Origin of the sequence: Streptomyces sp. H27-D2, from assembly GCF_035828615.1 — a bacterium.
Classification (GTDB): domain Bacteria; phylum Actinomycetota; class Actinomycetes; order Streptomycetales; family Streptomycetaceae; genus Streptomyces.
Genome location: NZ_JAYMZR010000066.1, coordinates 1 through 20,839, shown reverse-complemented (window position 1 = coordinate 20,839; position 20,839 = coordinate 1). Strand labels below are relative to the sequence as shown.

Here is a 20,839-nt window from a genome sequence, read left to right as displayed (position 1 = left end):
CGTTCCTCCGATCAGATCCGGTACAGGAGTCCGCCCCAGCACCAGACTCCGCCGCCGATGGACGGGGAGAGCAGCAGTTGGCCGGGCTTGAGGACTCCGCGCTGCTTCAGCTCGGACACCGTGCTGGGGATGGAGGCGCTGGAGACATTGCCCCGGAAGGAGAGGTTGGTCAGCACCCGGGCGGGGTCCGCGCCGAGGCTGTGCTGGATGCCCTTGGCGAGCGGCTCGGTGCCCGAGTGCGGCACCAGGTAGTCGATGTCGTCGATGGACAGCTTGTTGCGCTCCAGCAGTTCCTGGACCGCGCGCCGGATGTGGTCGAGGGCTACGTCGTTGAGGTCGGGGTGGCTCTTGACCCAGCCGTGCGGCGGGTACGCGGCGGACATGTCGGCGAGGCTGCCGTCGGTGTGGAAGACCGAGTCGATCAGGCCGGGCTCGCCGCCGGGGGAGGCTTCGAGCACCACCGCGCCGGCTCCGTCGGACACCAGCATCGCGCCCTTGGATCCGGGGCGTACCCGCCGGGTGACCCGCTCGCTGGCCGCGACGAGGACCTTGCGGTACTTCCCCGGCGAGGTCAGGAAGGCGCCGGCGGTGTGGACGGCCTGGATGAATCCGGCGCACGAGCCGGCCACCTCGAACGCCATCGCGTTGTTCGCGCCGATCGCGGCGGCGGTCAGCGCCCCCACCTCGTCGCGGTAGTTGCGGTCGGTCCAGTGACTCACGATCACCAGGTCGATCTCGGCCGGGTCGGTGCCGGAGTCGGCGAGCGCCTGCCGTGCGGCCTCGGACGCCATGAAGGTGGGTGTCTCGTCGTCGGCGGCGCGGTGCCGGGTCCGCACGCCGATGCCGCCGATGACTCTGTCCTCGACGACGCTCGTGGTCGCGTCCTGAAAGCTTTCGTTCTGGATTGTCTCGCGCGGAAAGTAGTGGCCGAATCCAGTGAACCGGATTCCCGCGTCACCCCAGATTCCGCTGTGGCCATTCGTCATACCCGGAACGTTAGAAGGCTGCTTGTCGGCGGACATCATGCCTCAAGTACCCTTTCCATTTCAGTGCTGGTACCGGAAGTACTCACGGGAAACACAGGGCTCACGAAAACCGTCACGGAACCCATCCGGGGGGCCCTCCGCCGTCGATTCGGATGACCGATCCGGTGAGGTATCGATTTTCCGCGGCGAAACACACCGCGTCGGCGATTTCGTCCTCCTGCGCCCAGCGCCCGAGCGGAATCGTGCTCTTCAGCCGCTCCATGTAGCGCGCGTGCTCGGGGTGCCGGGCGAGTTTGTCGTGCAGCGCCTGGCCGTCCATGACGCCCGGCGCGACGCCGACCACCCGGATGCCGTACTCGCCCAGTTCGTAGGACCAGGTACGGGTCAGCGCCTCCACCCCGGCCTTGGCCGCGGTGTACGCGGACTGGCCGTAGGCGCCGCCCGCGAGGCCGGACGAGACGTTGACGATGGCGCCGGGCACCTGGTGCCGGATCATGGCGGCCGCCGCCTCCCGGCCGGCCAGGAAGACGCCGGTGAGGCAGAGCCGCACCGTGTTCTCCCAGTCCTCCAGGGAGTGCCGCAGCACACCGTCCGGCTCGGCCGCAGCGGAGCCGGGGCGCGCGGCGCGGACCAGCAGCCGCGAGAGGTTCCGGCCCGCGTTGTTGACGCACAGATGGAGCGGCTCGGTGGCGGTGACCTTCGCGAACAGTTCGCGGACCGAGTCCTCCGAGGTGACATCGGCCTGCACGGTGCGCAGTTCGAGCTGTTCGGCCTCGGCCTCCTCCTTCGCCCTGCGCAGACTCTCGGGGTCGCGGCCGGCCACCGTGGTACGCCAGCCGTCGCGGGCCAGGCGTCGCGCGACGGCGAGCCCCAGCCCTCTGCTGCCGCCGGTGACGATGGCGTTCCTGACCTCGGACACGGATCTCCACCTCTCGCCGCACTGTGTCCCGCCGCAATCTGTCTCGCCGCACTGTGCGCTCGCCCGGGAACGCCCTGCGCGCGCCCGGGAATTCAGCGGTATGTGAACAACATCGCTCCCCAGCTGATGCCACGGCCGATGCTCACCCCCAGCAGCAGTTCGCCGGGCTGCACCGTGCCGTTGTGCACGAACTCGGAGAGGGTGCCGGGCATGCCCACGCTGGACGTGTTGCCGCGGGAGGGGAGGTTCAGCAGCACCCGCTCGCGCGGGATGCCCAGGTGCTGCGCGACCGGGTACAGCAGGTTGGCGTTGGCCTGGTGCGGTACGCACCAGGCGATTTGATCGGCCGTCAGATCGTTGCGCTTGAGGACCGTCTCGCCGGCGTCGATGAGCATGCCCGGTGTCACCTCGCCGAGCACCCCGCCGCGCATCACCATCTTGTCCTGCTCGTCGATGTCGAAGGCGTCGTAGTAACGGCCGTCCGCACGCAATGCGACGTCGAGCATGCCGTTGCGCCCGTCCTCGGGCACCGTCCACACGGCGGCAGCCGCCCCGGCGCCGAACAGCGCCGAGTTCTTGTAGCGGAAATTGAGGATGGCCTTGGGGCTCTCCGCGCAGACCACCAGGGCGTTGCGCAGGCCCATGGTCGCCAGCAGTCCGCGGGCGACGACGCTCGCGTACAGGAAGCCCGCGCAGGCCACCGAGGTGACGTCGAAGCAGAACGCGTCGTGGGCGCCGAGCTGGCGCTGTACCGGCAGCGAGATGTCCATGTAGTTGTTGCCCATGGACGAGGGGTTGACCCGGGGGCGGGCGGTGGCGCTGGTCCCGATCACCACGTCGATGTCGGACGCTTCGAGGCAGGCGTCCTTGAGCGCGAGGCGGGCCGCCTTGACGCCCATCTCGGCGAACCGCTCCCCCGGCCCTGCCCAGTGCCGGGACTCCACGCCGGTGTGCTCGCGGATCCACGCGTCGTCGACGTCGAGGTCAGGGAGTCCCTCGAAGTATTCGTTGGTGATGGGGTCGCCGGGGAAGTAGTGCCCGATGCCGCTCAGTTGGACAGGGACGGCGGCATTCGGCACGGGGGACGGCGAAGGTGCGTCGGACATGGGAAAGGGCTCCTTCATCACTTCGTCAGAGTTGGAACAGCAGGGCGCCGGAGAACCACCCCGCCCCGGCGGCGGGAGCCAGGATCAGCTCGCCCTTCCGGAGCTTGCCCGACTCGGTGAACTCGGACAGCGCGGTGGGGATGGACGCGCTGGTGGTCTGGCCGCGGTGGCGCAGGTTGGTGAGCACCCGCTCGGGGTCCGCGCCGATGCGCTCGCGCAGCCGCTCCCCGATCCGGGTCGAGCCGGGGTGCGGCAGCACCCAGTCGACGTCTGAGATCTTCAGGTCGGCGCGGCCCAGGACCTGGTCCACGGCCTCGCCGGCGGTCGCCGAGGCGACCTCGGCGATCGAGGGCAGGCTCACCGTCCAGCCGTTGGGGCCGCGGGCCTTGGAGACGCCGGCGTGCTCGCCGTAGCTGAGCACGACCGAGTCGCGCAGCCCCGGCTCGCCGGCGGGGCCGACCTGGAGCACGGCGGCCCCGGCCCCGTCGCCGCCGACGTACGAGCCCCGCCGGCCGGGCTTGAGCCGCTGGGTGAACTGGTCGGAGCAGATCACCAGCGCCCGCTGCCAGCCGTGGCTGCTCAGCAGTGATGCGGCGGTCTGCACGCCATGCACGAAGCCGACGCACGCGGCGCAGACGTCGAAGGCCAGGGCGCGCCGGGCCCCGAGGCGCAGGGCGATGCTCGGCCCGTCCTCCGGCGCGTACTTGCGCTGCGACCAGCTGGAGAAGACGACCAGGTCGATCTGATCCGCTTTGAGGCCCGCGTCGCGCAGCGCCATCCGGCCGGCCTCCACGGCCATGAAGGAGATCGTCTCGTCCTCGTTCGCCACATGGCGCCGGTCCACCCCCAGCGAGGCGCCGAGGATCGCCGCCTCCTGTTCCGGGGCGGCCGGCAGGTCCGCCGGGGTCTCTTCGCATCGCTCGGGGAAGTAGCGGCCGAAGCCGCCGAAGGCGATGCCCCGGCCCTCCCAGATTCCTCGACTCACGCTGTGTGCTCCTTCATCGGTAGAAACCTTCGGGGTCCAGGCTTCGCAGCCAGGCGATCTCTTCGTCGCTGATCCCCCGCTCGGGCAGCCAGCCGTCCGTCAGGACGGGCCAGGCCGTCAGCGCGGCCACCGCCTCCGCCGGGGTCGCCGGGACCGGCCGGGCCGGCGCGGCCTCGTTCACCCGGTCCGCCGCCCGCCGCGCGGGCGTCGGTCCGCCGCCCTCCAGGGGCAGCCAGGTGGCCAGCCGGAAGGGCGCCCCGGGTCCGTCGCGGCGGAAGCGGCCGAAGTGGCTCACCACCTCTCGCACCCGCCGTCCCGGGCTGGTGACGAAGGCGACGCGTTCGACGAACTTGCGCGGGGAGGCGGTGGAGACGACGACGCAGTCCGCGGTGGAGGCGATGTCGTTGGCGCCGCCCGAGCCGGTGAGCCAGCGGCCGTCGGACAGCTTGCTCGTGTTGACGTTTCCCGCCGCGTCGACCTCGCCCGCGGCGAGCACGCCGAGGCAGCCGTCGTTGGCCGCCACCATGCCGCCGAGGATTTCCGGGATGCCGGCCAGCAACTGGGAGCGGTTGCCGTGCAGTTGGCTGAAGAGGAAGACGTCCCCCGGCTCCGGGTCCATGCCGTAGAAGCCCAGCTCCGCGCAGACCGCGACCTCGACGCCGCGCCGCCGCAGCATCCCGGCCGACAGCCAGGCCGCCAGGTGGGACGCTCCGATGCCGGCCAGCAGGGTGTCGTAGCCGTCCTCGGTCACCCGGTCCGCGATCGCGCGGGCGCCGAGCACGATCAGCCGCTCCTGCTGGGAGACGGGCAGGCGCGCCGCGGGCTCGGCGGTGGGCCGCGCGGGCCGGGCCTCGGCGTCCGTACGGGCCGCGGCGGGCGCAGCCGCTGCGCCGTCCGTAGCCGCTGCGCCGTCCGTAGCCGCTGCGCCGTCCGTAGCCGCTGCGCCGTCCGTAGCCGCTGCGCCGTCCGGGGCCGCTGGACCGTCCGGGGCCGCCGGACCGCCCGTAGCCGCCGCGCCGTCCCTCGCGACCGGGCGGCTGGGCAGCACCAGTTGGCGGCGGCGCTCGGCGCCGAGCCGGCGCAGGTAGCCCTCGTGGCTGCCGGTCTCCTCGACCCACTCGTGGTACCACGCCTTCGCGCCGTCCTCGGTGGACAGCCGCTCGGCGAGCTCGGTCAGGAAGGTGTAGTCGTCGTGGTAGCCCGCCACTCCGGCGATCCCGCCGCCGCGCAGCGACTGCGGGTGCGCGCCGAGCGGCGCCTCGCACAGCGCGATCACCCGCTGGCCGGGAATGACGATCCGCTCCGGCTGTTCGTCGATGACGTGATCGGGCACGATCCGCTCCACGGACGCCAGCACGCCCCCCTTGGCCGCGTAGGCCGCCCACGCGCCCTCGCCGACCGGCGGTACGAGCGCGATGTTGCCCCGCGAGTCGGCGCAGACCCCGTGCAGCAGCGTGAGGTCCGGGCGCAGCGGCCGGATCAGCGAGACCTCCTGGTCCGAGCCGCCGGGGTCGGGGAGCCGGAAGAGCGCGTCCTGCTTGCCGTCGGCCAGGTCGCTGCCGCTCAGCGAGGCGGTGACGGCGTACGGCAGGCCCATCGCGCCGGCCATCAGCCGCTGGGTGAAGCTGAGCAGTGACCACAGTTCGGAGGTGAAGGGGACGCCCCGCGCGAGGTCGCGGTAGAGCGGGTTGGGGCGCGGCGAGGGGTAGGTGTCGCCGAGAAAGCAGGTGATCATGTGCCGGACCGCGTCGGACATGGTCAGCGCGTGGGCGGCGGAGTGCACCGCCGAGGTGCTGATGGTGAACTCGCCGCGGCCCGCGAACTGCCGGGCGAGGGCGTAGACGAGCGCGTTGGGCCGCCCCAGCGTCATCGCCAGGTGGAGGTGCATGCCGGGTGACACATGCCGCGCCACCAGGGTGTCCACGTCGGGGACGATGGCCGGGCGTCGCCGGTCACCGGCTGAACGCGTCGTGCTCATGCCGCCCTGCCCTTCTGTCGTTTCGCGGCTCCGCGGTTTGGCTGCGGTTTCTGGGCTCCGCCGTTCGGTGCTCCGCCGTGCAAGGCTCCGCAGTTCCGGAGTCCTGTCGTCCCGGAGTCCTGTCGTCTCGCGGCCGGAGTCCGGTCAGGCGGATCCCAGCACGAGTGCCGAGGTCTGGCTGCCGATCGCGAAGGACAGCGAGACGGCGAGGTCGAGTTCGGCGGGCCGCGCTCCCTCGCCCACGTGGTCGTGGTCGCACTCGGGATCAGGCGCGGCGCCCGCGTAGTTGGCGGTCGCGCACAGGCACTGGTGGTGCAATGACAACGCTGTCGCAGCGGTGTTGACGAGGCCCGCGGCGCCCAGCAGGTGCCCGTAGACCGGCTTGACGGAGCTGAGCGGCGGCCAGCCGGACCGGGGGCGCCCCTCGTAGAGGACGCCGAGCATCCGGCTCTCGGCCACGTCGTTCTTGGGCGTCCCGGTGCCGTGGCCCATGTAGTAGTCCACGTCCTGCGGCCCGCGTCCGGCCGCCGCCAGCGCGTCGACCACCACTCCGGCGGTGACCGAGCCCGTCATATCCATCCCGAACGGGTGGCCGGCCTCGTTCAGCGCCCGGTGCGAGAGCACCCGCGCATAGCCCGCGGCGCCGCGGTCGCGGGCGAAGCTCTCCCGCTCCAGGCACAGGGCCACCGCACCCTCGCCGAAGACGAATCCCTCGCGGTCGCGGGTGTAGGGCCGTACCGCGTTGGCCGGGTCCTCGGACTCCGAGGACAGCACGCCCTTGCCCATGGACGCGAAGCTCTTGTAGATCACCGACAACAGGGGGAATTCATAGCCCGCCACGACCACCGCGTCGGCCGCGCCGGAGCGCAGCAGTTCGGTGGCGAATCCGATCGCGTGCTGTCCGCCGACGCACGCGCTGCTCAATGTCGTGACCAGGCCCTGGATATTGCTGTGGATGGCCGACATGGTCGCCGCGCAGCCGGGCAGACCGCGCAGCATGGCCCCGCTGTTGCCGAAGTTCTCACTGTCGTTCGCGGGGTCCTCCAGCGCGTTGCTGACCCATTCCAGCGGGCCGCGCGACGAGGAGGCGATCAGCGAGAGCCGGCGCGGGTCGATCTCCGAGCCGTCCAGGCTCGCGTCGCGCCGGGCCTCTTCGATGGCCGACATGACGACGAGTGCGTCGCGCGAATAGCGGCGCGCGTGGGCGTCCGGAAGGTCCGGCAGGTATTTCTGGTGGTCGAATCCCTTGAGCTGGCCGGCGACGCTCACCGGGATTCTGCCCGGGTCGCACCGCGTCAGGAATCCGAGCCGGGAATTTCCGGCCCGTACATCCTGCCAGAATTCATTGACGTTCGACGCGCCTGGAAGCATCACTCCGATCCCCGTGATGACCACGGGCTCTTCACGACTGTTCGGTCCGCTCGATCCCGAAGATACATCCATGCCCGGTAACGCTAATTTGTCCGGACAACGGGGGCATCCGACCACCGGTACTGATGCTAGAACGTTCAAGGTACCGGTGGTACCCGGAAATCAATTCGGTACCTCAAGTACTTTTGCCCGAGGCGAATAAGGTACTCGTGGCAGGTTCTCCGATCCATCCCCGTACTTCTAGGTTTCAGTCCGTACGTTACGGCGAAGCGGAGCGAGGAAGCCGGATGGCAGATCCCCTGACAGGCACCGCGAGGGACACTCTTATTACGGGTATGGGTTTTGCCCTGCCAGGACCCGGCGGCCTGTGCGCCACACCGGGTGAGTTCTGGCACGCCATTTCCACCGGAACGTCCTACGTGGAAAATGACGGAGTGTTCTTCGGCACGGTCCGCACGGAAGTGAGCGATGTCAAAGCGCGCTTCCCCGAACTTCCGAAGAGAGCGCTGAATTACTACTCACCGGTTCAGTTCTACGGCCTGATCTCGCTGTCGGAGGCCTGCACCGACGCCGGGCTCGACTTCCGGGCCGGCGATCTGCGCGAGGCGGCGGTGCTGGCCGCCCGGGACGGCGGCGACTGCTGGTCGACGCCGTACCTGGACATCATGAACGCGAAGCGGGACCAGGTCACCAAGGAGGAGATCAACGAACTGGGCACCCGGCTCGCGCTCAACGGCCTGCCGATGGACGTGGCCAGCGTCCAGGTCTCGGTGGTCGGCAGCACCGGCCCCAGCTTCACCGTCTCCAACGGCTGCACCTCGTCCGCGGTGGTGCTCGGTCTCGCCCATCGCATGATCGCCAATGGTGAGCTGGACGTCGCGGTGGTGACCGGAGCCGACTGTTTCGGCATCGACTTCATCCAGCACTACGCCGGACTCATCGACCGCTACAACGAGTTGAACGCGCTGGAGGGCGGCACCCTCGACGCGATGGAGGACTCTGCCCTCGCGATGACGCAGCTCATGCGTCCGTACGACAAGACCAGCCCGGGGTCCAACATGGGCAACGGTTCCATCACCCTGGTGCTGGAGAGCCGGGAGCACGCCGAGCGCCGAGGCGCACCCGGCTACGCCCGGATGACCGCCCAGAGCACCCGGCGCAGCCCGCAGCGCAGCGTGTTCGCCATCGACCGGCAGGGCGCCGGCATGGTGCTGGCGGCGCGCCAGGCCATGGCCGCGGCCGGGATCGACGCGGAGCAGATCGACTACGTCAACGGCGGCGCCGAGGGCGACCCGGTCTTCCACGAGACCGAGTCCAACATCATGCACTCGCTCTTCGGCGACCGGGCGAGTTCGATGCCCGTCACCGTCCAGGAGGCGTGCTTCGGCCACCACGGCGGCCCGTTGGGCAACCTCGGGGTGGCCGCCTCGGCCCTGATGCTCCAGCGCGACGAGGTGTGCCCGACGGCCGGCTGCCGCGAGCCCGCGGACGAGTGCGACTTCGACCCGGTGCCGGGCACCGCGGTGCGGCCGATGCGCGTGGACCACGCCCTGTCGCTCAACTACACGGTCGGCATGGTCAGCAGCGCCATTCTGCTGACGAAGGTATGACAGCCCTCCGGCCCGGCGGGGAGCCGGCGCCGGGGTCACTCAGAAGGGGGAATCGTGTTCGCAGCGCGTGAGGACAGCGGCAACGGCCGGGCGGCCGTGATCGCGGGCGTCGGCGGCTGGGTGCCGTCCGGCACCGTCACCAACCACGATCTCGCCGCCCGTCTGGACACCTCGGACGAGTGGATCCGCAGCCGGACCGGGATCGGCGCGCGGCACGTCGTCGAGCCGGGCAGGGCGACGTGCGCGATGGCCGTCGAGGCCGGCGGGCTCGCCCTGAAGTCCGCGGGCTTCCCCACCGTGGACGCGGTCATCGTGGCCACCTCGACCCCGGACCGGGTGCTGCCGGCGACCGCCCCCGAGGTGGCCTCCCGGCTCGGGCTCGGCCGCATCGCGGCCTACGACCTCGCCGCGGTGTGCACCGGCTTCCTGTACGGGCTGGCCAACGCGGCCGGTCTGATCGCCACCCGGGCCGCGGACAGCGTCCTGGTGATCGGCTCGGACACGTTCTCCACGATCGTCGACCCGATGGACCGCGGCACCGCGCCCATCTTCGGCGACGGCGCGGGAGCGGTCCTGGTGCGCGCGGGCGATCCGGACGAGCCGGGCGCGGTCGGGCCCGTCTGCCTGGGCAGCGGCGGCGAGTGGAGCGAGCTGATCACGATCCCGGCGGGCGGTTCGCGGCAGCGCTCGGAGGGCACCTCGCCGGCCGCCGAGGACTACTTCATCCAGATGCAGGGCCGGAAGGTCTACCGGCACGCGACGGACCGGATGGTGGAGTCCTCGCTGACCGCGCTGGAACGCGCCGGGTGGCAGGTCGGCGACGTGGACCGGTTCGCCGCCCATCAGGCCAACGCCCGGATCGGCGTGGCCGTGGCCGAGCGGCTGGGCATTCCGGTGGAGCGGGCGCTGTCCAACATCGAGCAGGTCGGCAACACCTCGGGGGCCTCGCTGCCGCTGCTGCTCGCCGACTCCGCCGCGGCCGGTCGACTGCGGCCGGGCGAGAAGGTGTTGCTCGCAGCCTTCGGCGCGGGCCTGACCTGGGGCGCGGCCACGGCCGTCTGGCCGGACGTCACCGCTTTGTCCGTGCACGACTACCGGGCCTGACCGCGCCCGGCGGATCTCTCGCAGCATGCCACGCCCACGCTCCCCACGACTACGGACCGCCTCCTGGAGGAACAGTGTTCGATCAGATCAAGACGCTGCTCATCGAGAGCTTCAACACGCCCGCCGAGCTCATCACTCCGAGTGCCACGCTGGACGATCTCGGGCTCGACTCACTGGCGGCGGTCGAGTTCGCCCTCGTCATGGAGAAGAAGTTCGAAGTGGAGGTCTCGGACGACGAAGTGATCGATCTGGACCGGCTGGACAACATCGTGCGGCTCCTCGAGCGCCGCACCGCGGCCGCCTGACGCCGCGCCGGGCCGGCAGACCCGCCGCGTCGCGATCGCCTCGTCCGCACCCCGTGCGGGCGTCGCGATCGCTTCGCGCGTGGCCCGTGCGGGCGGCAGGTTCGGGCGCGCGTTCACGCCCGTGCTCGCGCCCCTGCCCGCGCCCGCGCTCTGTGCGAAGAACGCGCTCTGTGCGAAGAACGTGCGAGGTCCAGCTCAACGGACGACGCCGGCCCCCGGGAGCCATGGGGGGCCGGCGCCTGCTTGGGGTGGAGGGCAGCCCAGCGGGCGGCCCTCCGGGGACCTCAGGAGTGCCCGGTGTCCAACTGCTTCGCACCCTCGGGGCCGACCTCGGCCGGGCCGGCCTCGTCGGAGCCGGCCGCGTCCGGGCCGCGGCCCTCGGGACCGCTTGGAGCGTCGGACTGCTCGCCGCCGCCCTTGGTGGACATACCGGCCGTACGCGGGATGGCGAAGAAGACCACGACCATCACCACGATCAGCATCGAGCCGGTGAAGATCGAGGTGATCCCGAAAGCGCTCGCGAAGGAGTCGTCCGCCTGCCGCTCCAGCGCACGGCCCGTCCCGCCCGGGAGCTGCCTGGCCACGGCCACCGCGTCGGCGATCCCCTCGCGCGCGAGGTCCATCGACTTGGGGTCCACCCCGGCCACCGGGTCGTCCATCTGCCGGCGGAACATGGCCGATGCCACGCTGCCCATGATCGCGACGCTCAGGCCGTTGCCCAGCTCGTACGACGTCTCCTCGATGCCCGCCGCGCCGCCCGCGGACTCGGCCGGGGCGGTCGACATGATCACGTCGGAAGCCGCGGTCATCGCGCAGCCCGCGCCGGCTCCGATGCCCACCAGCGCGATCGCGAAGACCCAGTAATCGGTGTCGGTGTCCACGCCGATCAGCACGAAGAACGCGGCGCCGATCAGCAGCAGCCCCAGCGCCATGGCGTACCGGGTGCCGTAGCGCGGCACGATGAACGACATGCAGGGAGCGCCGATCATGGTGGCCAGCACCAGCGGCAGCAACCGCAGGCCGGACTCCAGCGGACTCGCCCCGTTGACGAACTGCCAGTGCTGGGTGAGCAGCAGCATCAGGCCGCCCATGCCGAACATCGCCAGCACCACGGACACCACGCCGACCGCGAAGGCCCGGTGCTTGAACAGCTTCAGGTCGATCAGCGGATCCTCGACGCGCAACAGCCGCAGCACGAGCCCCACCAGCAGCACCACGCCCACCAGGCCGACCCCGGTCCCGTGCAGGGTGAGGCCGTCCGCGCCGACCCGCTGGATGCCGTAGACGAGCGCGATCAGACCGCAGATCGAGAGCAGCGCGCTGAGCGCGTCCCAGCGCGGCGGGTCGGGGTGCTTGGACTCCGGCACCAGCAGCAGTCCCGCCGCCAGGGCCAGCAGCATGATGGGCAGGTTGACCAGGAAGACCGAGCCCCACCAGAAGTGTTCGAGCAGGAAGCCGCCGACCACCGGCCCGACCGCGGCTCCGGCCGCGGAGACCGAGGCCCAGATGCCCAGCGCCAAGGTCCGCTCCCGGCGGTCCGTGAAGATGTTCCGGATGATCGAGAGCGTCGACGGCATGATCAGCGCGGCGCCCAGGCCGAGCAGCGCGCGGCCCACGATCAGCATCTCCGGGTTCTGCGCCCACGCCGCGACCGCGGAAGCGGCGCCGAACACGCCGAAGCCCAGGCACAGGAAGAACTTGCGGCCCATCCGGTCACCCAGGGTGCCCGCGCTGATCAGCAGTCCCGCGACGACCAGCGAGTAGACGTCGACCATCCACAGCAGCTGCACCGACGAGGGTTGGAGCTCCGTGGCCAGCGTCGGCAGGGCGACGTTCAGCACGGTCAAATCGAGCGCGACCACCAGAAGACTCAGGGAAAGGACGCACAGCACAACCCACCTGTTCGCCGCACGCATGGATTACCCCCTCAAAAGATGCCGGGCCTGCCCGTGGCAGGATCTGTCGTACACGGTACTACCACTCGTACAACGTACGTGTCTACGTTAGAATGCAAGTTGTGACCGAACCCCGACAGCACGAGACGAAGGAACGCCCGAGCTCCGTGTGGCTCCGGCCGAAAAAACGAACCCGGGCTCAGCCACCGCTGAGCCGCGAACAGATCGTGCGGGCCGCTATGGACCTGCTCGATGAGGGAGGTGTCAAAAATCTACGGATGCGCCAGCTGGCGACCCGGCTCCAGACGGCGCCGATGTCGCTCTACTGGCATGTCGCCACCAAGGACGACCTGCTGGAACTGGCGATCGACGAGATCTTCGCCGAAGCGAAAATCCCGGCGTCGGCCATGGACTGGCGCAAGGACATCAAGCAGCTCGGCATCGAGTTCTTCGAGGTGCTGCTCCGGCACTCCTGGGTGATCGAACTCCTGGGAGCGCGGCCCCCGGTGGGGCCGAACGCCCTCTCGCACACCAGCGCGATCATCCAAGTGCTGGACCGGGCGAGCTTCACCGAGAAGCAGTTGGACTCCGCCTTGGCCGGTTTCTACTACTACGTGCTGGGAGCGGCGCTCAGCGAGGCCGCCTGGCAGTCGGTGGCGAACCAGACGGCCGAGGACGAGCAGGTGTGGCTGACCCGGATGGCCCCGTATCTGGAGATCGCGCTCAAGGAGCATCCGCCCTCGCTGACCGAATACCTCCGCCGCAGCTCGACGAGCAACTCGCGGCAACGGTTCCTGGAGGGCCTTGAGTGCTTCGTCAGCGGCGTGGAGCTGATGATCTCGTCATGACGCGCCCTTCAGGGCGGCCCCGGCCGGACCCGCCACTCGGGGAGCACAGCTCCCGTGGCGGGCGGCCGGGCCGCGCCGGCGCGGGCGTCACCCTGGACTGCGCGAGCGCCGCCCGGAGACGAGCCCGGCGGAACCCGTGACCGACGGACGGGGCGGAGCGGCCGTATCCCCGCACCCACCCCCCCCCCCCCCCCCCGCCCCGCCCGGCCGTCGGCGGCATCGCCCCGGGCGAACTCGCAGGTGAGCGGGCGGCGCCGGTGGCGGCCCGGTAGCCAGGTAGCAGCAGCCGAGGGACCTGGGCACACCCCCGTGCGGGGGCTATCCGCATTCCGCGGCCCGCACTCCCGCCCGAGGATCTCCCCATGACAGAACTCGATGCTCGGCAGACACCCCCGATGTCCGTGAACAGGCGCGCGCGGCGCGGCGCGACGGCCGCCGCGGCCCTGCTCGTCGCCCTCGCCGCGACCCCCGCGCTGGCCGCCGGCCCGACGCGGCAGGAAGCCCCGGCGCGGACCGCCCAAGCAACCCGGACCGCCCCCGCGTCCGCCCGTACCCCGCTCGCCCGGGGCGCGCTGCTCTCCGTCACGCCGCTGGAGCGCAAGACCCGCGCGCAGGTGGTGGAGTTCGTGACCGGCGAGGGCGTGGACGCCGCCGCCGCGCGGCACGGCACCGCCTCGTACCGCCTGACCTACGCCACCGTCACCCCCGGCGGCGCGCCGACCACCGCCTCCGCGCTGCTGGTGCTGCCGACCGGCGGCGGCCACCGGCTGGCCGCCGTCTCCGAGAACCACGGCACCCTCGCCTACCGGGGCAACGCGCCGTCCACCGGGGACAACGCCTCCCGCATCGCCGCGCAGCTCTACGCGTCCGGCGGCCGGGCCGTCGTCGCGCCCGACTACCTGGGGCTCGGCACCGGTCCCGGCACGCACCCGTACGTGGACAACCGCTCCTCGGTCTCCGCGTCCCTGGACGCGTTACGGGCCGCCCGCACCGCCGCCGCGCAGCGCGGCAAGCGGCTCGACGGCGATGTGTACGTCACCGGCTTCTCGCAGGGCGGGCAGGTCTCCATGGCGCTCGGCCGCGAGCTGAGCCGGGGCGCGGACCGGCACTTCCGGCTGCGGGCGCTCGCGCCGGTCAGCGGCCCGTACGACATCGAGGGCTCGGAGCTGCCCGGCATGTTCGACGGCCGGGTCGCCGCGGACTCCGCGGTCTTCTACCTCTCGTACTTCCTGGTCGCCCAGAACCGGCTGCACCCGCTCTACACCGATCCGCGCGAGGTCTTCCGCGCCCCGTACGCCGACCGGCTGGAGCGGCTCTTCGACAGCGAGCACCCGGATCAGGAGATCTTCAAGGAGCTTCCCCGCACGGTGAAGGAGCTGCTGACGGACGAATGGTACGAGCGCGTCCAGCATCCCAGCGGCGTCTTCGCCGAGGTGATCCGGCTCAACGACGGCGTCTGCGACTGGGCTCCGCGGGTGCCCGTCCGGCTCCACACGGCCTCGGGGGACACGGACGTGCCGATCGCCAACGCCCGTGACTGCGCGCGGCGGCTGGCCGGCCACGGCGTCCGCGCCAAGGTGACCGACCATGGGAGCGCCGACCACTTCGGCACGTATCTGGAGGCCGTGTCCGACAACGCGCGGTGGTTCGCGCGGCTGGACTGAGCCGCTGGATGAGCCGCTGGATCGAGCGGCCGGTCCGAGCGGCCGGCTTGAGCGGCTGCTTCGTGACGCACCCGCACCCGGGGCCGGGGGGACCGCCCCGGGTGCGGAGCTGTGCGGCCCCGGCGTCAGCCGGCCGGCCGGCTCGTGAGGTATCCGCCCATGGTGCGGAAGTAGTCGGTGGCCGCGTGCTCCGTACCGTCCTCCGTACGCACCCGGGTGACGGCCAGGCCGTGGTTGCGGCCTCCCCTGGCGTCCGCTCCGGCGACGATGACGACCGCGTCGCCCTCCCGGATGAAGATGCGCCCCGGCGTGCCGCCGTAGCGTCCGGCCGAGACCTTGGCGGACACGATGCGCAGCCGCTCGCCCCGGTGGAAGGCGAAGGCGTTGGGGTACGGGTCGCACTGGGCCCGGATCAGCCGGTCCAGGTCCTCGGCGGGCCAGCCGAAGTCGATGCGGCTGTCCTCCAGGGAGCGCTTGTGGAAGAAGCTGGCCTTGGAACGGTCCTGCCGGATGCCCTCGGCGCGGCCCGAGGCGATGAGGTCGAGCGCGCCCGTGACGACCGGAGCGATGAGATCGACGGTGCGGTGGAACAGGTCGGTCGCGGTGTCGGCCGGCCCGACGGCCACCGCGCGCTGCACGTCGGTGGCCTACGTCGTACCGGCCGAGGGCGGAGCGGCTGCCGGACAAGGAACCCCGGCCGAGAGCGGAGCAGGGCCCGGAGCCCCGGCCGACCGCCTCGTCCCGGACGCGGCGCGGCTGCGGGCCCATGTCGCGGGGCTGCTGCCCGACCACATGCTCCCGGCGGCGGTCGTGACCCTGGACCGGCTGCCCGAGCTGGCCGACGGCAAGCTGGACCGCAAGGCCCTGCCCGCGCCGGACTTCGCCGCCGCGCTGTCCGGCCGGGCGCCCGAGAGCCCGCTGGAGAAGACGCTGTGCACCGTCTTCGCCGAGGTGCTGGGGCTGGCGTCGGTCGGCGTCGACGACGACTTCTTCGCCCTCGGCGGCGACAGCATCGTGGCGATGCAACTGGTCAACCGGGCACGCGCCGCCGGGGCGAGGATCAGCCCGCGCCAGGTGTTCCGGCGCCGCACGGTCGCGGGGCTGAGCGGTGTGGCCACCCCGGTGGACGACCGGCCGGGCGCCGCCGGACCGTCCGACGACGGTACGGGTACGGTCCCGCTCACCCCGGTCATGCACTGGCTGCGGGAGCCGGCGGGCCCGTTCGCGGGCTACCACCAGACGGCCCTGGTGCGCACACCGGCCGAACTGGACCGCGACAAGCTCGTCGCGGTGCTCCAGGCCCTCGCGGACCGGCACGACATGCTGCGCGCCCGGCTCGTACGGGCCGGGGCCGGGGGCTCGGCCGGCGGCGGAGCGCAGTCCGGCGAAGACTGGTCGCTGGAGGTCGGACCGGCCGCTTCGACGGACGCCGCCGGCTGGCTCACCCGCGTCGATGTCGCGACGCTGGACGACGCCGGACTGCGCGAGGCGGTGACGGCTCAGGCGGTCGCCGCCCGAGCACAACTCGACCCGGACTCCGGCGCGATGGTGCGGGCAGTCTGGCTTGACGCCGGCCCCGGCCGGCCCGGCCGGCTGCTGCTGATGGTGCATCACCTGGTGGTGGACGGCGTCTCGTGGCGGATTCTGCTGCCCGATCTCGCCGCCGCCTGGGAGCGGATCGCGGTGGGACGAAGCGCCGAACTGCCGCCGGTGAAAACCTCGTTCCGGCGCTGGGCGGAGCTGCTCACGGAGCAGGCCCGCGACCGGGCCCGCGAGGATGAGCTGCCGATCTGGACCGACCTTCTGGCAGGGGTCGAACCTCTGCCGCTGGACCGCCCGTTGGACCCGGCGCGGGATGTCACCGGCACGGTGCGGGAACTGGAGCTGCGGCTGTCCACGGACCGTACGGCCCCACTGCTGGCGGCGGTACCGACCGCCTTCGTGGCCGGTGTCAACGACGTACTGCTGACCGCGCTGTCGCTGGCCGTCGCCGACTGGCGCGCGCCGGGGCGGCTCGGGGAACGCCGTACTGGTGGATCTGGAGGGCCACGGCCGCGAGGAGAAGCTGTTCACCGCCTCGGACGGGCCGCTCCCGGAAGGGCCGCTCCCGGACACGACAGTCTCCGCCGAGGTGGACCTGTCCCGCACGGTCGGCTGGTTCACCAGCGTCTTCCCGGTGCGGCTGGACCACGGCCCGGTCGACCTCGCCGAGGCTCTCGCCGGCGGCCCGGCCGCCGAGCAGGCGCTGACCCGCGTCAAGGAGCACTTGGCCTCGCTGCCCGCCTCGGGCGTGGGGTACGGGATGCTGCGCCGCCTCAACCCGGCGACCGGGCCAGTACTGGCCGAACTGCCCACCCCGCAGATCGAGTTCAACTACCTCGGCCGGTTCGGCGTGCCGGAGGAGACGGACTGGTCGTACGCTCCCGAGGAGGACGCGGCGGACATCGGCGCGGAGGCCGCGATGCCCGAGGGCCACGCGCTGAGCGTCAATGTGGTGACCGAGGACCGGCCCGGCGGGCCTGAGCTGGCCGCCCACTGGTCCTGGCCCGCCGCGGTGCTGTCCGAGGACGCGGTGCGGGACCTGGCAGAGTGTTGGTTCCGGGCGCTGGACGCCCTGGCGACCCGCGCCGCAGCCCGGAACGAGGCCTCGTCCTGAACCCTCCCGACCCGCCGTACCCGTCCCGGCCCGTTCCGTCGTACCCGTCCCGCCGTACCCTCACTGTCCCGCCCCGGCCTCCCAGTTCCCCGGCCCGACCTCCGAAAGGAGACCTGCTCCATGACCAACCCGTTCGAGAACCCCGAGGGTGTCTACTCCGCACTGGTCAACGCCGAGGGGCAGTACAGCCTCTGGCCGGACTTCGCCGAGGCGCCGCCCGGCTGGACCGTGGCGCACGGACCGGACTCCCGGCAGGCGTGCCTGGACCACGTCGAGGAGAACTGGACGGACATGCGTCCCACCAGCCTCGTCGAGTCGATGGCCGCCGAGGCCCGGAAGAGCTGACCGCCCGCAGCCGCTGAACGCACGAAAGCCAGGGCCCCTGGAACACTGTCGGAACCGGGGCCCTGGCTTCGTTTCGGGTCAGGAGGTGGGTCGGGTCAGAGGTAGATCGGGTCAGGAGGCGGGCTGCTCCACCTTCGTCTTGACGTCCCCGTCCACGGCGGCCGACAGCTGCGGGACCAGCCGGTCCAGCAGGTACGGCACGCTGAGCGCCGAGACGAAGGACGTCGCGGTGCCGTACTGGCCGGCCTCCTTGACGTAGACCTCGCGCTGCTCCTTCGCCACCTTCAGGCCGCCGTAGAGCGCGAGCAGCGCCACGGTGGTGACCAGCAGCGCGATGAGCGCGGCGATGCCCAGCGGCAGCGCGAGGCTGACCGCGCCGACGCGGCGGGCGTCCTCGGTCGCGATGTTCGTCAGCGCGCCGGGCAGCCGTCCGGTCTCGGCGCCGCCTCTGGGGTCGAGGACGCGGCCGGTCAGTTCGACGCGCAGGGTGTGCCCGGCTTCCTCGGCCGCGCGTTCCCCGGCCCGCGCCCCGAACCGGAAGCTGAAGGAGAGTCCGATGTAGACGGCGGCCAGCGCGCCGATCCACTGGAGGAGGCTGCTCGTGTCGCCGGTGGAGACCGCTTGGTCGATGACGACGCCGATCAGTACGGGGGCCAGCGCCTCGCCCCCTTGGTGCCCGGCATTCAGGACTGAGCTGACGGCGACGTTCCGGCTCTCGACAAGATCGTCGAAGACCCGGACGCGGTCCTCGCCACCAACACCTCGTCCATCCCGGTGATGCGCCTCGGGATGGCGACCCGGAGCGCCGACCGCGTCGTGGGCCTGCACTTCTTCAACCCGGTCCCGGTGATGCCGCTCGTGGAGATCGTCTCCTCGCTGCACACCACCCGGCGGACCCTCGACCTGGTCGAGGAATTCGCGACGGCGGGCCTGGGCAAGACGGTGGTCCGCTCCCAGGACCGCGCGGGCTTCGTCGTCAACACCCTGCTGATCCCGTATCTGCTCTCCGCGATCCGGATGGCCGAGTCCGGATTCGCCACCCCGGCGGACGTCGACGCCGGCATGGAACTCGGCTGCGCCCACCCCATGGGCCCGCTCAAGCTCGCCGACCTCATCGGCCTGGACACCGTCGCCTCGATCGCCGAATCCCTCTACGAGGAGTTCAAGGAACCTCTCTACGCACCGCCGCCGCTGCTGCACCGCATGGTCGAAGCCGGACTGCTCGGCCGCAAGACGGGGCGCGGCTTCCACCGATACGGCCCGGGGTGAGGGCCCCGGGCGGACCGGACGCGGCGCCGGGCGGCGAGGGGTCGCCCGGCGCCGCGCCCTCCCGGTCCGTACGGCTGCCCGGCCACGCCGTACGGCACGGGCCCGGCCCGGTGCCCGTGCCCGCTGTGATTACGTGGACCGTGCAGCTGGTGCGCTTCTTCCCCCGGGAGGAAGCACCGTAAGAGGGAACCCGGTGGGAATCCGGGACTGCCCCGCAGCGGTGAGCGGGAACGACCGCCGTCAGACGCACTGGAGCCGTACCGGTTCTGGGAAGCGACGGCCAGTAGGAGCCCTGTCCGAGCCGGACACGGCGGGGAACCGGCGAGGCCCTCTTCGATCTCCGTGGGCGTCGAGAGACGGCCGTGGTGGAGCGTGTAGTAGCGGTCGCTGACCTCGATGTAATAGTCACGGAGCAGCGCTGCCGCCTCGCCGGATCCAACGGGTGCCGGGGCAGCGGTCCAGGTCCGGCTGAGCGAGGTGGTCATGGTCATGCCCGCCATTGTGGCCGGGCCTCCACGCACCGGCCGAACGGTTTTCCGGCGGGCCGATACGGGCGTCCGACACCGGGCCTCGGGCCCTCATGAATTCCGCACGCATCGTGCGACGGAATTATACAATTCCACTATTCGATAAAGAGACCGGCCCCGGATCGGGAACAATGGCTCCATACGATCCGGGGCCGCAGCCGGGCGCGAATCAGGAAGTCTCGGTCCGCCTCGACTCGCTCGAAAGACCGCGCATTTCCTCGTTGAGCCGTAGGGCTTCCTGCAACTGATCCTCAAGGATCACGATGCGGCAGGCGGACTCGATCGGCGTTCCCTGGTCCACCAGTTCGCGGGCGCGGGACGCGATACGCAGCTGGTAGCGGGAGTAGCGGCGGTGGCCGCCTTCCGAGCGCAGGGGACTGAGCAGGCGTGCCTCGCCCAGGGCTCGCAGAAAGGCGGGCGTGGTGCCGATCATTTCGGCGGCGCGGCCCATCGTGTAAGCGGGGTAGTCGTCATCGTCGAATTTGTCCGACGGGTTCGCTGGGATGGTGGGGGCCATTGCACCTCTTCTTCATTCGGGACACGTCGAGGGGCCCCGGCACCGTACGGCACCAGGGCCCCGAGGGGTTCAACACCATCTGCCGACCGATTGCGTCGGCTCTCTGTTTCCGCACAGTCCGCCCGCTGGGACGGGGTGCGGGGATCTCGGATGCGTGACCGGGGACCACCTTCCAATCCTGGGCCTGCACTGCCGCCCGGGCGCAACCACGGCCCGGACGATCCTGATGGCGTTTCGTTCCTCACTTTCTCAACATCGTGGTCGGGTACTGCGGTCTGCGATACAGCGTGGCGGCCCTCCGGCCGCCCGGCCCGGCAGTCAACCCCGGAGCCTTCATGCACTTCCTGGCCCCGCGATTCCACTGCCGTTCCGCATACTGCACGCGCCAGTCCGTGTCTGCCGCGCTTCGCCGACTTCCTTGGCTACGTGAGAAACACTAGCCACAGAGGGTGCGGATGTCTACCGCAACCGAGACAGATTTCCGCGTGTCGGGGAGCCAGGTACCCGGCCTTCCCACTGCTCCACAGCCCAGTCCACGCCCGGGACACGTCCAGGACGTGATCAGGGCAGGCCCCCGACGCACACGCGAAAGCACCCGAGCGTGTGACCACACTCGGGTGCTGATGCTGAGCCGATACGGTGCCGTGCACCGGGACGGAGGCCGCCCGCCGCGAGCGGCGGCCGGCCTCATATCCGCTGGGTGCTAGGCGGCGATGCCCCGGCCGGACGCCGTGCGGCGAGCCTGCGCGGGGCG

Annotated in this window: 15 protein-coding genes, 3 pseudogenes and 1 riboswitch; of the genes and pseudogenes, 8 read left to right on the top strand and 10 right to left on the bottom strand. The window is 71.4% G+C overall.

The genetic code is table 11. The features are described from left to right. Positions 1-11: 11 nt before the first annotated feature. From QMK28_RS23315 to QMK28_RS23290, 6 genes are all read right to left on the bottom strand, one after another. Positions 12-986 carry a 3-oxoacyl-ACP synthase III family protein gene (locus QMK28_RS23315; RefSeq protein WP_326441143.1) on the bottom strand — a complete coding sequence of 325 codons (975 nt, stop codon included), beginning with the start codon at positions 984-986 and terminating at the stop codon, positions 12-14. A 112-nt stretch (positions 987-1,098) separates the two neighbouring features. After that, positions 1,099-1,905: an SDR family NAD(P)-dependent oxidoreductase gene (locus QMK28_RS23310; RefSeq protein WP_326441141.1), complete on the bottom strand. Its 807-nt coding sequence runs from the start codon at positions 1,903-1,905 to the stop codon at positions 1,099-1,101. Between the two features lie 92 nt (positions 1,906-1,997). Beyond that, entirely contained in the window at positions 1,998-3,011 is a 1,014-nt protein-coding gene (locus QMK28_RS23305; RefSeq protein WP_326441139.1) for a 3-oxoacyl-ACP synthase III family protein, read from the bottom strand. Between the two features lie 25 nt (positions 3,012-3,036). Then, complete coding sequence (locus tag QMK28_RS23300) at positions 3,037-3,996, bottom strand: ketoacyl-ACP synthase III (RefSeq protein ID WP_326441138.1); 960 nt, start codon at positions 3,994-3,996, stop codon at positions 3,037-3,039. A gap of 13 nt (positions 3,997-4,009) precedes the next feature. Continuing rightward, on the bottom strand, positions 4,010-5,974 hold the full coding sequence (locus tag QMK28_RS23295) for a CoA-transferase (RefSeq protein ID WP_326441136.1): 1,965 nt from the start codon (positions 5,972-5,974) through the stop codon (positions 4,010-4,012). Between the two features lie 144 nt (positions 5,975-6,118). Beyond that, positions 6,119-7,417, bottom strand: a complete 1,299-nt coding sequence (locus QMK28_RS23290) for a beta-ketoacyl-[acyl-carrier-protein] synthase family protein (protein WP_326441134.1) — start codon at positions 7,415-7,417, stop codon at positions 6,119-6,121. A 263-nt stretch (positions 7,418-7,680) separates the two neighbouring features. Here QMK28_RS23290 and QMK28_RS23285 point away from each other — a divergent pair, with 263 nt between their 5' ends. From QMK28_RS23285 to QMK28_RS23275, 3 genes are all read left to right on the top strand, one after another. Next, entirely contained in the window at positions 7,681-8,955 is a 1,275-nt protein-coding gene (locus QMK28_RS23285; protein ID WP_326441131.1) for a beta-ketoacyl synthase N-terminal-like domain-containing protein, read from the top strand. 54 nt (positions 8,956-9,009) lie between these two features. Beyond that, positions 9,010-10,059 carry a beta-ketoacyl-ACP synthase III gene (locus QMK28_RS23280; protein ID WP_326441128.1) on the top strand — a complete coding sequence of 350 codons (1,050 nt, stop codon included), beginning with the start codon at positions 9,010-9,012 and terminating at the stop codon, positions 10,057-10,059. A 74-nt stretch (positions 10,060-10,133) separates the two neighbouring features. Beyond that, positions 10,134-10,364: an acyl carrier protein gene (locus QMK28_RS23275; RefSeq protein WP_326441125.1), complete on the top strand. Its 231-nt coding sequence runs from the start codon at positions 10,134-10,136 to the stop codon at positions 10,362-10,364. A 284-nt stretch (positions 10,365-10,648) separates the two neighbouring features. Here the strand turns inward: QMK28_RS23275 and QMK28_RS23270 are convergent, their stop codons facing one another. Further along, on the bottom strand, positions 10,649-12,280 hold the full coding sequence (locus QMK28_RS23270; protein ID WP_326441122.1) for an MFS transporter: 1,632 nt from the start codon (positions 12,278-12,280) through the stop codon (positions 10,649-10,651). 92 nt (positions 12,281-12,372) lie between these two features. On the opposite strand from QMK28_RS23270, the gene QMK28_RS23265 reads away from it, so the two are divergent. Then, a complete protein-coding gene (locus QMK28_RS23265) occupies positions 12,373-13,107 on the top strand; it encodes a TetR/AcrR family transcriptional regulator C-terminal domain-containing protein (RefSeq protein ID WP_326441119.1) in 735 nt (244 codons plus the stop codon). 362 nt (positions 13,108-13,469) lie between these two features. Then, positions 13,470-14,771 carry an alpha/beta hydrolase family protein gene (locus QMK28_RS23260; protein WP_326441116.1) on the top strand — a complete coding sequence of 434 codons (1,302 nt, stop codon included), beginning with the start codon at positions 13,470-13,472 and terminating at the stop codon, positions 14,769-14,771. 125 nt (positions 14,772-14,896) lie between these two features. Here QMK28_RS23260 and QMK28_RS23255 read toward each other — a convergent pair. Beyond that, positions 14,897-15,409, bottom strand: a pseudogene (locus tag QMK28_RS23255) (methionyl-tRNA formyltransferase); the annotation flags it as partial. Between the two features lie 100 nt (positions 15,410-15,509). Here QMK28_RS23255 and QMK28_RS23250 point away from each other — a divergent pair. Both QMK28_RS23250 and QMK28_RS23245 read left to right on the top strand, forming a co-directional pair. After that, positions 15,510-17,427 (top strand): annotated as a pseudogene (locus tag QMK28_RS23250) (condensation domain-containing protein); the annotation flags it as partial. A gap of 120 nt (positions 17,428-17,547) precedes the next feature. Continuing rightward, entirely contained in the window at positions 17,548-17,772 is a 225-nt protein-coding gene (locus QMK28_RS23245) for an MbtH family protein (RefSeq protein WP_326441113.1), read from the top strand. A gap of 111 nt (positions 17,773-17,883) precedes the next feature. On the opposite strand, the gene QMK28_RS34355 is transcribed toward QMK28_RS23245, so the two are convergent. After that, positions 17,884-18,600 carry an ABC transporter transmembrane domain-containing protein gene (locus QMK28_RS34355; protein WP_443050799.1) on the bottom strand — a complete coding sequence of 239 codons (717 nt, stop codon included), beginning with the start codon at positions 18,598-18,600 and terminating at the stop codon, positions 17,884-17,886. On the opposite strand from QMK28_RS34355, the pseudogene QMK28_RS23235 reads away from it, so the two are divergent. Next, positions 18,484-19,041 (top strand): annotated as a pseudogene (locus tag QMK28_RS23235) (3-hydroxybutyryl-CoA dehydrogenase); the annotation flags it as partial. The gene QMK28_RS34355 and the pseudogene QMK28_RS23235 overlap by 117 nt on opposite strands. A gap of 185 nt (positions 19,042-19,226) precedes the next feature. Beyond that, positions 19,227-19,350: riboswitch (cobalamin riboswitch) on the top strand. A gap of 387 nt (positions 19,351-19,737) precedes the next feature. Here the strand turns inward: QMK28_RS23235 and QMK28_RS23230 are convergent. Beyond that, positions 19,738-20,085 (bottom strand): MerR family transcriptional regulator, encoded by a 348-nt coding sequence (locus QMK28_RS23230; RefSeq protein ID WP_326441109.1) that lies wholly within the window; start codon positions 20,083-20,085, stop codon positions 19,738-19,740. Positions 20,086-20,839: the final 754 nt, after the last annotated feature.